Annotated in this window: 14 protein-coding genes; all 14 read left to right on the forward strand. The window is 37.9% G+C overall.

Annotation, left to right across the window (positions count from 1 at the left end):
- Positions 1 to 140 precede the first annotated feature (140 nt).
- The gene (locus PHC29_06475) at positions 141 to 1,646 is read left to right on the forward strand and encodes a 2-isopropylmalate synthase (protein ID MDD5109133.1); all 1,506 of its coding nucleotides are present in this window, start codon (positions 141 to 143) and stop codon (positions 1,644 to 1,646) included.
- Complete coding sequence (gene aroE / locus PHC29_06480; protein MDD5109134.1) at positions 1,643 to 2,545, forward strand: shikimate dehydrogenase; 903 nt, start codon at positions 1,643 to 1,645, stop codon at positions 2,543 to 2,545. The genes PHC29_06475 and aroE overlap by 4 nt, the downstream gene beginning before the upstream one ends.
- A 14-nt stretch (positions 2,546 to 2,559) precedes the next feature.
- Positions 2,560 to 3,372, forward strand: coding sequence for a prepilin peptidase (locus PHC29_06485; GenBank protein MDD5109135.1), 813 nt, complete (start codon positions 2,560 to 2,562; stop codon positions 3,370 to 3,372).
- A gap of 84 nt (positions 3,373 to 3,456) precedes the next feature.
- Positions 3,457 to 5,346, forward strand: a complete 1,890-nt coding sequence (gene malQ / locus PHC29_06490; GenBank protein MDD5109136.1) for a 4-alpha-glucanotransferase — start codon at positions 3,457 to 3,459, stop codon at positions 5,344 to 5,346.
- 16 nt (positions 5,347 to 5,362) lie between these two features.
- Positions 5,363 to 6,082 carry an ATP-binding protein gene (locus PHC29_06495; GenBank protein MDD5109137.1) on the forward strand — a complete coding sequence of 240 codons (720 nt, stop codon included), beginning with the start codon at positions 5,363 to 5,365 and terminating at the stop codon, positions 6,080 to 6,082.
- Between the two features lie 31 nt (positions 6,083 to 6,113).
- Positions 6,114 to 7,043, forward strand: coding sequence for a DNA recombination protein RmuC (locus tag PHC29_06500; GenBank protein ID MDD5109138.1), 930 nt, complete (start codon positions 6,114 to 6,116; stop codon positions 7,041 to 7,043).
- A 114-nt stretch (positions 7,044 to 7,157) separates the two neighbouring features.
- On the forward strand, positions 7,158 to 7,382 hold the full coding sequence (locus PHC29_06505) for a DUF167 domain-containing protein (GenBank protein ID MDD5109139.1): 225 nt from the start codon (positions 7,158 to 7,160) through the stop codon (positions 7,380 to 7,382).
- The gene (gene pgeF / locus PHC29_06510) at positions 7,369 to 8,100 is read left to right on the forward strand and encodes a peptidoglycan editing factor PgeF (GenBank protein MDD5109140.1); all 732 of its coding nucleotides are present in this window, start codon (positions 7,369 to 7,371) and stop codon (positions 8,098 to 8,100) included. The genes PHC29_06505 and pgeF overlap by 14 nt, the downstream gene beginning before the upstream one ends.
- Entirely contained in the window at positions 8,097 to 8,327 is a 231-nt protein-coding gene (locus PHC29_06515; protein ID MDD5109141.1) for a hypothetical protein, read from the forward strand. Before pgeF ends, PHC29_06515 begins: the two co-directional genes overlap by 4 nt.
- 140 nt (positions 8,328 to 8,467) lie before the next feature.
- The gene (locus PHC29_06520) at positions 8,468 to 8,779 is read left to right on the forward strand and encodes a divalent-cation tolerance protein CutA (protein ID MDD5109142.1); all 312 of its coding nucleotides are present in this window, start codon (positions 8,468 to 8,470) and stop codon (positions 8,777 to 8,779) included.
- Positions 8,763 to 9,431 (forward strand): cytochrome c biogenesis protein CcdA, encoded by a 669-nt coding sequence (locus PHC29_06525; GenBank protein MDD5109143.1) that lies wholly within the window; start codon positions 8,763 to 8,765, stop codon positions 9,429 to 9,431. Before PHC29_06520 ends, PHC29_06525 begins: the two co-directional genes overlap by 17 nt.
- On the forward strand, positions 9,431 to 9,898 hold the full coding sequence (locus tag PHC29_06530; GenBank protein MDD5109144.1) for a TlpA disulfide reductase family protein: 468 nt from the start codon (positions 9,431 to 9,433) through the stop codon (positions 9,896 to 9,898). The genes PHC29_06525 and PHC29_06530 overlap by 1 nt, the downstream gene beginning before the upstream one ends.
- A gap of 120 nt (positions 9,899 to 10,018) precedes the next feature.
- Positions 10,019 to 10,408, forward strand: coding sequence for a hypothetical protein (locus PHC29_06535; GenBank protein MDD5109145.1), 390 nt, complete (start codon positions 10,019 to 10,021; stop codon positions 10,406 to 10,408).
- A partial coding sequence (locus PHC29_06540; protein ID MDD5109146.1) for a methionine synthase occupies positions 10,405 to 10,709 on the forward strand: 305 nt, incomplete at its 3' end. The genes PHC29_06535 and PHC29_06540, both read left to right, overlap by 4 nt.

The following is a 10,709-nucleotide window of genomic DNA, read 5'->3' on the forward strand; positions in this document are numbered from 1 at the left end:
GTTTTCTGTTACTTAAAGCAGTTGATTAGTATTCGATTAAAGAAGTGAGTATGAAACACGGGACCGTTTCTATTTTTCTAAATTTAGAAAAATAGAAACGGTCCCAAGATTCCAGTTAGGATTTTGAGTTTTTAATAGATATGGAAAAAATAATAATTTTTGACACAACTTTAAGGGACGGAGAGCAGGCGCCGGGAGCTTCCTTGAACTATAAAGAGAAGCTGGAGGTAGCTCGTGCGCTTAGCGACCTGGGGGTTGATGTAATTGAGGCAGGTTTTCCCATTTCCTCTAAGGGTGATTTTGCGGCAGTGCATGCAGTTGCAAAAACTATTAAATCCTCAATTATCTGTGGTTTGGCCCGCTCAATCAAGAAGGATATTGATGCGGCAGTTCAGGCAACCAGGCCTGCAAGGCGGGCACGTATCCACGTATTTTTGGCTACATCAAAGATACATATGCAGTATAAATTAAAAAAGGCCGAAGATGAGATCTTACGCCTTGCCGTGGAATCAGTCAGTTATGCTAAGAAATTCTGCCCCGATATTGAATTTTCTCCGGAGGATGCCTCGCGCACCGAAAAAGATTTTCTTTATCAGGTAGTTGAAGCGGTGATTAAAGCGGGAGCAACTACAGTTAATATCCCGGATACGGTAGGTTATACTGAGCCTGAGGAATATGGCCTCTTGATTCAGAAAATTAAAAATAATGTGCCTAACATTAATAAAGCGGTTATATCTGTGCACTGCCATAATGATTTGGGCCTGGCGGTTGCTAATTCATTATCGGCGGTTAAAAATGGCGCCCGCCAAGTCGAATGCACGATTAACGGAATAGGTGAGCGAGCGGGTAATGCTTCTCTCGAAGAGATAGTAATGAGTATAGATACCCGAAGAGATATTTATGCTGGATTGAAAACAGGTATAAACAAAAAAAATATTTATGGAACTTCTCGGCTGGTGAGTAAGCTCACTGGTTTTGTGGTTGCACCCAATAAAGCTATCGTCGGAGGCAATGCCTTCAGGCATGAATCCGGGATTCATCAGGATGGTATTCTTAAAGAGCGTTCTACTTATGAGATTATCCGCGGGGAAGATGTAGGTTTTAAAATAGAGGGGTTGGTTTTGGGAAAACATTCCGGCAGGCATGCTTTTAATGAGAGGCTAAAGAAAATAGGCCTACATTTAAATGAAGGCCAGGTAGATAAAGCTTTTAGCCGTTTTAAAGACTTATCCGATAAAAAGAAAGATATTTTTGACGATGATTTAAGAACTATCGTCGAGGATGAGATCCGCTTAATCAAGCCTGTCTGGAAATTGGATAGTTTTGAGGTTCATTCTGGGACTAAAATTAAGCCGGAAGCAAAAGTAATATTGATTAAAGGTGGAAAGAATATTTCTGGAGTTTCCTCTGGTGACGGCCCGGTAGATGCTTGTTTTAAAGCTATAGATAAGGTTACCGGATATAAAGCAAGGTTAGAAGATTTCCGCCTTGAGGCAGTTACTTCCGGTAAGGATGCTTTGGGCCAGGTAAGCCTTAAGCTTAAAATTAAGGATTCTATTGTTAGCGGGCGCGGAGCAAGCACGGATATAGTTGAAGCGGCAGTTAAGGCATATATTGATGCTGCAAATAAACTAGAGAATAGATGACCTCAGAGCCGAAACTTTACCCCCACACCAATTGTAATAGAAAAAAAGGCGCAATTGGTGTGGGGGTGTACGGTTTAGTAGGTTTTCCCATCAAACATAGCCTATCTCCCAGCATGCATAATGCCGCATTTTCTAAATTAAAAATAAAAGCCAAATATAAATTATTCGAGTTAAAGCCCAATCAGCTCAAGGTTTTTTTAGGTAACTTAAAGAAAAAAAATATTTGCGGGTTTAATGTTACTCATCCTTATAAAGAACAGATTCTTGGATTTTTAAATAGTAAATCTTCAGGGGTAAAGGAAATCGGCGCAGCTAATACGGTGGTAGTGGATTATACCGGAAGATTAAAGGGCTTTAATACGGATTATCTAGGATTTGCCGCCCATCTTAAGGAATTAAAGGTTAAACCTAAAAAAGTAGCGGTAATTGGAGCCGGAGGAGCTTCTCGGGCAGTTTGTTTTGCTTTAGCCAGGATGAAAATTGATGAGCTTTGTATTTATGATATCGATAAATTCAAGTCTTTAAGCCTTTTTAAAAATTTAAATTCAAATTTTCCTGAAACTCAATTTAACGTCGCCAGCCGAATTGCAGATTTAGAAATAGGAAATAAAGATTTATTAGTTAATGCTTCTGCGGTTGGTATGCGCACGACAGATCCATGCTTAATTGATCCTAGCGATTTGCATCAAGGTTTATTTGTTTATGACCTTATTTATAATCCTCTTGAAACAAAATTAATTACTTTAGCTAAAGCGCGCAATTTAAATTTTTCTAACGGTTTAGGCATGCTTTTGTATCAGGGAGTCTTTGCTTTTAAATATTTTACCGGCAGAGTTGCTCCTGTTGAGACGATGAAAGTGGCGCTTTTGAAAGCCTGCCTGCCGGTAGGCAGGGAGTAAAAAAAGGAGAAAAAATGATTACCCAAGTAATTGTTTTTATTTTTGGTTCTATTGTTGGCAGTTTTTTAAACGTTTGCATTCATCGCATGCCTAAAGGTGAATCTGTAGTTTGGCCGCGTTCGCATTGCCCGAAGTGCCAAAAAAGAATACCCGGTTATGATAACATTCCTTTTATAAGTTTTATTTTGCTTGGTGGGAAATGCCGTTTTTGTAAAGAAAGGATATCTTTACGTTATTTGTTGGTTGAGTTCCTAACCGCATTCTTAATGCTTGCGCTTTTTAATCATTTCGGGCTAAACTACAGCTTCTTTTTGTATATGGTTATGATCTGGGGTTTGATTATCGCTACCTTTGTGGATATTCCCCACCGTATTATTCCGGATGAAGTATCAGTAGGAGGAATGATTATCGGTTTTATTATGGTTTCCATTACCGGTTTTAATTTTGGCCCGGTAAGATTTACTTTTATTCCTATGATAGAATCTTTAAAGGGTATAATCGTAGGTGGCGGGATAATTTATTTGACTGGCGCTATTTTTGATTTGATTTATTTTAAATTGCTCAAGCGTCCGGCAATCGGAGGAGAAACCGAGTCGATGGGTGGAGGGGATGTAAAGCTTTTGGCGATGATTGGTGCTTTTGTGGGATGGAAATTGGTGCTGCTTACTTTTTTTCTAGCTCCATTTTTAGGAATAGTTATCGGGATTATAAATTTAGTTACAAAAAAAGATCATACCATACCATACGGCCCCTTTCTTTCAATTGCTGCATTATTATCTTTATTTTGGGGAAATAGAATAATTCAGTTAATTTTTCCTATAATGTAGATACGCAAAATTTTGCGTTTCTACAAAAGTGTCTGCCATGCTTTTTGTGGCTGTCACTTTTGTCTAGCTTATAGTTAATCAAATATGCCCGAATTAAACCTTCAAGATACCCTCATTAAAAGTATATCCAAGGATAATTGGAAGGAGGTTGGTTTTAAAAAACGCGCTGGTGTTTTGATTCCGCTCTTTAGCGTCTATTCAAAAAATAGTTTTGGTATTGGTGATTTTGGTGATTTAAAACTAATTATTGACTGGGCAAAGTCTACCTCTAATTCCATAGTCCAACTTTTACCGATGAATGAAGTTGGTTCTTTATTTTGTCCTTATGATGCTCTAAGTTCCTTTGCTCTTGAGCCGTCCTATATTTCTCTAAGAGATTTTCCTGAATTAGTTGGAAAGTATACAAAAGCGCGTCATTCTGACCCGTGCAGCGCGAAGGGGAAGAATCTCGGTGCAGAAGAGATCCTTCAGTCGGCCGTAGGTCTCCTTCAGGATGACGATAAAGGGCCTCATTATGTTGATTATTCTGTAAAAGAGAAGAAGCTTAAGCTACTTTGGGATGCTTTTCTGGCCACCGATTTAAGCGAGGGGATAGATTTTGAAGAATTCCAGCGAAAGAATTTTTATTGGTTGAGCGATTTTGCGCTTTTTAAAGTGTTAAAAGATCATCATCAAGGCAAGCCATGGTATGAATGGGGAGAGAAATTTAAGGATCGTCAGCAGCAGGCTTTACAAGATTTCCAGCAGGAGAACATAGAAGAGGTTACCTTCCAGATGTGGCTGCAGTGGTTACTCTTTAAGCAATTTAAAGAGGTAAGCGCATATGCCAAAAAAAATAATATTCTTTTAAAAGGGGACCTACCGGTTTTAGTTTCCCGTGACAGCGCCGATGTCTGGAGCCATCCGCAATTCTTTAAGCTTGATTTTGCAGTCGGGGCTCCTCCGGATATGTATTGCGCGAAGGGCCAACGCTGGGGTATGCCTACTTATAATTGGGAAAATATTGCCAAAGATAACTTCCATTACATAAAAGAAAAATTAAAATATGCAGAAGAGTTTTATAGTATCTTGCGCATTGACCATGTGGTTGGGCTTTTCCGTATCTGGAGCATTCCTTATAATGATCCAGAGGAGAACCAGGGGCTAAATGGTAAATTTGATCCTTCTGATGAGGGTCTCTGGTGTCAGCATGGGCAGAGGATTTTAAAAATCTTAATAGAAAATACTAAAATGCTACTTTGCGCAGAAGATTTGGGTATGATACCTAAATGCTGCACTGATACTTTACTAGAATTTGGTATTCCTGGTAATGACGTCCAGCGTTGGGTAAAGGATTGGAACAGGCGGCATGATTTTTTATTACCGCAGGAGTATCGTAAGCTTGGGGTAACCATGCTTTCAACCCATGATACAACGAATTGGAAAGCTTGGTGGAAGTATGAAGCGGGCACGGTAGATGAGTGTTTGTTTATGAGAAAGTGTAATGAGCGAAAAATTGATTTTACTAGTGTTAGTTTAAAACTTTTTGATACTGCTCTTTCATTACATGGCAGGTTACGTTGGAAAAAAGAGATTGATAGCGTGGATAAACTGTTATTGGAATTAGGCAAAAGAAGAGAAGAGGTAGGAGATTTTATTGATCTTTATGAAAATACCTATGGTGAAAAAGAAAAACTCTGGAAGATTCTGGGTTGCTCCGGCGTAATGACAGAGACCGCTAGTAAGGAGTTATTAGCTAAAGTAACCCAATTTATCTTAGGTTCTCAGGCAATATTCTGTATTAATTTAATCACGGATTATTTAGGATTAGCAGATATATTTAAAGGTGATTCTTATCAGTATCGTATAAATGTTCCGGGAATAATTAGCCCAAAAAACTGGTCGTTACGCCTGCCGCTTAGTCTGGAGAAGTTACTGGTTCATCCGCTTAATCAACAGATCCGCAAAATGATTACTATTTCGGAGAGGATTTAACTTAAAGTAAAAATATATGGGTATTTTGCAGGGCGCGAAATATTATATTTCTAAAAGTATGGGTAAGGCGATCATGGATTATGAGATGATTACCGACGGCGATAAAATAGCGGTGGCTATTTCCGGGGGTAAGGACAGCTTGACTTTGCTTAAGTTCTTAAAGGATAGGCAAGAGTTTGTGCCAATTAAATATAAACTATTGGCTGTGCATGTGGATATGGGGTATCCTTGTCATCATCCGAAAATCCTTGCAGAGTATTTTAAAAAGATAGGCGTAGATTATCATATTGAGAAAATAGATATATTGAAAGGTAAAAGCCGTAAAGATATCTCTTGTTTCTGGTGTTCATGGAACCGGCGTAAGGCGCTTTTTGAAGTGACTAAGCGTTTTGGATGCACTAAACTTGCTCTTGGTCACCACAAGGATGATATTATTGAAACTACCCTAATGAATATGTTTTTTAATGGTGAAATATCGTCAATGAATCCCAAACAAGTGCTTTTTAAGGGGGCAATAACCATTGTTCGGCCGCTGGCTTATGTGGATGAAGATTTGATTGTGAAAATGGCTAAGGAATTAGATTTTCCACATCATAAATGCACTTGTCCAAATTCCGTCACTTCCAAACGTACTAAGATTACTGAAATTATCAAAGAGCTGAAAAAAGATTGCCCGGATATAAAGACCAATATTTTTAGAAGCATAAAGAGGATAAGGCCGGAGTATTTACTTTGAGAGGAGTATTTATTCTGCTATACTAATAACTATGATATGGCTTATAGTTTTAATATTTTTAGTAATTGGCGTTTTTGTTATCGGAATAGCTCTTAAGATATCCTCTCAGGTTAATGAGCGTCTGAATCAGATGAATCAATCCCTGCAGGAGGCCAATAAGATTATTGGGGCTAATTTAGGCAGTGCAACTAGCGCTTTTGGTAACGTTAAAGAGCAGCTGGGAAAACTAGAGGAGACTAATAAACAGATTATTTTGATCAGCCGTGATATTTCAAGCTTACAAGAACTTCTGCGCGCCCCGAAATTCCGCGGCTCTATGGGTGAAACATTTCTGGAAAATTTACTTTCCCAGGTTTTGCCCAAAGAGCATTACCAGGTGCAATATAGTTTTAAAAGTGCTGATACTGTGGATGCAGTTATCCGTTTGGGAGAGCGGTTGGTTCCGGTTGACGCCAAGTTTAGTTTAGAGAATTTTCAGAGGATGATCGAGGCCTCTGATGAACCAACAAAAGATCTTTTTCGTAAAAAATTCATTCAGGATATAAAAAACCGTATCAATGAAATTTCCGCAAAATATATTTTACCAGCGGAGAATACTTATGATTTTGCTTTAATGTATATTCCTGCGGAGAATGTTTATTATGAGGTAATTATCAAAGAGGACATTTTTTCTTATAGCATGGCAAAAAAAGTTATTCCTGTTTCTCCAAATACATTTTATGCGTATTTACAGGTGATTTGTTTAGGGTTACGCGGTTTAAAAGTAGAGGAGAATGCCAAGGTAATTTTAAAAAGTTTGAGCGCACTTTCCATTGAAACAAATAAATTTAAGGAAGATTTTAATATTTTGGGTAACCACCTGTTTAACGCTAGTACCAAGTATAACGACGCGCAGAAACGCTTTGAAAAGGTCTCTGAACGCCTGATTAATATTCAGGATACTAAATCTATAGAGACTTAAATAGTTGTTGTCATCCTGAGTCCGCTGTAGGCGGACGAAGGATCTCAAGAGATTCTTCGTCGAGGCTTCGCCTCTCCTCAGAATGACAGCAAGTGGTAATTAAAAAAATAATTTATGATTTTTAATGTTCGTGTTTGCCCGCGTTCAAGCCGTAATTATGTCGAAGAGATTGGGAGTAATTTGAGAGTCCATCTGACTAAGCCTGCAGTTGATGGGCAAGCCAACAGTCAATTAATTGATTTGGTGAGTAAGCATTTTAAGATAAAGAAATATCAGGTAAATATCAAAAGCGGGGAGAAATCTCGTAATAAATTGGTAGAAATAGATGCAACCTTATAACCCATTAGAAAAATTTAAGATAAATTTAGTGACTGCTGCCTTTAGTAAAAGGCAGGATGGTAACATGTCTTTATGTTATGGGGATACCAAAAACTCCCTCAAAAACCGCCAAAAATTCCTTGATGCTATTAATATCGATTATCGCAATCTTATTTGTGCCCAACAGGTGCATGGGAAAAATGTTAAGTATGTAACTGAGGCAGATAAGGGGAGAGGGGCTTTAGATTATGGAAGTTCCTTTGCCGATACGGATGGTTTTTTCACTGATAAAAAAGGAGTTTCTATTGCTATTTTAAGTGCGGATTGCCTCTCAGTTTTTATTTATGATCCTAAGAGGCCGGCAATAGCCATTCTGCATGCAGGTTGGCGTGGTACTGAGCAAAATATTTGTGCTGAAGGAATCAGGGTTATGCAGGATAAGTTTGGCAGCCACCCGCATAGGATGTTTGTGGGATTTGGCCCTTCAATTCGTTCCTGCTGTTTTGAAGTAGAAAAGGATTTTAAAAGTAATTTTCCCTTTGGTTTAACTAATCAGGAAGGCCGTATTTTTATGGATATTGCTTTGGTGAACCAGCAGCAGCTAATTAATGCCGGAGTTAGGGAAGAGAACATTTTTGATCCCAAGATTTGTACTTTTTCCGATAATGACAATTATTTTTCTTTTCGCAAAGAAGCTGATAATGCCGGCCGCCTAGTTTCAGTGATAATGCTTAAATGATAACCAAATATGCATTGGAGTTTATTTTGCACGCAAAAGACAGCTCACCGAAAATTATCAAGAACACTTTAGCGGAATTTGGCAATGAATTGACTATTGTGGATTGTCAAAAGGATACAGAAAGTTGTAATTATAAAGTAAATATGATTACCGAGGACCCCACTTTAGTTTTTGATCTTTGTTCGCAACTGGGCAGGATCAGATCTGTTAAAGTGCAGGAGAGTTAAGTTAGAAACAAAGGGACCGTTTCTATTTTTCTAGAATTGGACCCGAGAAAAATAGAAACGGTCCCTTTGTTTGCCTTTATTTGTTTGAATGCCGAAGTTATTCATGATATGATTATAAAAATTGGAGATTAATTTAAATTATGTATATCATTATTCTAGTTACTGCAAGTAATAAAAAAGAGGCTCAGTGCATAGCTATAAGCCTGATTAGTTCTAAATTAGCTGCTTGCGTCAATATTGTAGATAAAGTTGATTCTTTATTTTTCTGGGAAGGTAAAATTGACAGGGCTAAAGAATGCTTGTTGGTTATTAAGTCCAAGAAGGCAAAATTATCCAAAATTATTAAATTAGTTAAGTCTCTGCATAGTTATGAAGTTCCGGAAATTATTGCCATTCCAATAGTTACCGGAAGTTCGTCATATTTAAGGTGGATTGATGCATCTCTTAGGTAGCCCGTTTGATTTTCTGATTGCTTTTTTTGGAGGGGTATTGGCTAGCCTTACCCCGTGTGTTTATCCACTCATTCCGATTAGTGCAGGTTTTATTGTCGGTAACGCGCAAAATTCGAGAAGCAAAGGATTTTTCTTAAGCCTAGCTTATGTTACAGGTATTGCTATTACTTATGCATCTTTGGGAATTCTTGCAGTATTGAGCGGAAGTATTTTTGGTAAGTTTAGCTCTAACCCAATAGTTAATCTTATTTCAGGTGTCTTCATATTGATTTTTGGGCTTTTTATGTTTGACATATTTCATTTTAATTTTGCCTCAAATTTAAAACTCCCTGCTATTAAGAAAGGAAGTTATCTTTCGGCTTTAGGATTGGGCCTTGTTTCGGGATTAATGATCTCACCCTGTCTTACGCCGGTTTTGGCTTCAATTTTGGCATATTTGTCGATTAAGAAAAACATATTTTATGGAGGGTTTTTATTATTTTGTTTTTCTTATGGAATGGGTTTGATATTTATTTTAATTGGAACTTTTGGTTCGGTTTTTTCGAGATTACCTAAGCCAGGTGTTTGGATGGTTGGCATAAAGAGAATTTGCGCCTCAGTTATTGTTTTATCAGGTCTATATTTTATTTTTACTGCAATCAGGAGGTTCTAGTGGGGCTCTTTAAAAAAGTCCGGGTATTAATTTCAGTTATCTTAATTTTTCTGGTTTTAGCTTTTTTCAATAAAGCCTCTGCTCAAGATATTATACTGAATGATCTAAATGGGAAAGCAGTGAATCTTTCCAGCTACAAAGGAAGGCCAACAATTTTATTTTTTTGGACTACTTGGTGCCCATACTGTCGCGAAGAGTTAAAAACTTTAAATCAGCTATATCCTCAGATGAAAAAAGAGGGGATAACTGTTTTTGCGGTTAATGTTGGAGAGCCAAGCTATGCAGTACGTAAGTTTTTTGTGAGCCACATTATTAGTTTTGGATTGCTTTTGGATACAGATGAGGAGGCTGCCAACAAATATAATGTTATTGGGGTGCCAACCTATGTGTTTATGACTAAATCCGGGCAAGTAATTTCGGATGAGCATGTTTTACCTGTTGACTATAAAAAGTTATTATTTCAATGAAAGATATGTATAATTCATATAGTGTCATTCTGAGGAGCGTCAGCGACGAAGAATCTAATCAAGTGGGATTCTTCGTTCGCCACTGAACCAATGTCGGGCTCAGAATGACGATTAAATATAATGAGTAAATTTTACGATTTAGTTGAGGAAATCTGCAGCCAGGATAAAAGATATAAGCCGGATGCTTACGAATTTGTGCTTCAGGGCTTAAATTTCACGCAGAAGAAGCTTAAAAGAAAAACACATGTTTCAGGTGCTGAGCTTACCTGTGGATTGCGGGATTATGCGATTAATCAATATGGGGCTCTGGCTTGTAGGGTCTTGGCATATTGGGGGATAAGCCAGACGCAGGATTTCGGCAATATTGTCTTTAATATGATTAAAATGAAGCTTTTATCCAAAACAAAAGATGATTCTTTAGCGGATTTTAAGGCAGTTTATGATTTTAAAGATACTTTTGCCAATGTTCTGGTTGATTGTGTAATTGCTGGGCTTGGAGGAAAGGCATGATAAATTTGAAGGGCTTGGCAACCGGTATTGGCAGCCTTCCTTTGGTTGATCCACAAAAGGCGGTAGAATTAGTTTTACATTATTTTCCTAAAGCTCCTTTCTGGCCTCAATTACCTAAAGCTGACAACCGCGAAGGGATGATTGCGCAGTTTAGCGAGAATCTTCCAGGGCTTAAAATCGATAATACGGGATTACGTTTTGTTGCACGGGACAAAGAAAAAGAGTTAGAATTATTTTATGAGAAGATTATTGCTCAGGATCTGGAGTATTTTAAGATAACTCCGGATTTTGCAAGAGGTTT

It is taken from the genome of Candidatus Omnitrophota bacterium (genome assembly GCA_028712255.1).
GTDB lineage: Bacteria > Omnitrophota > Gorgyraeia > Gygaellales > Profunditerraquicolaceae > UBA6249.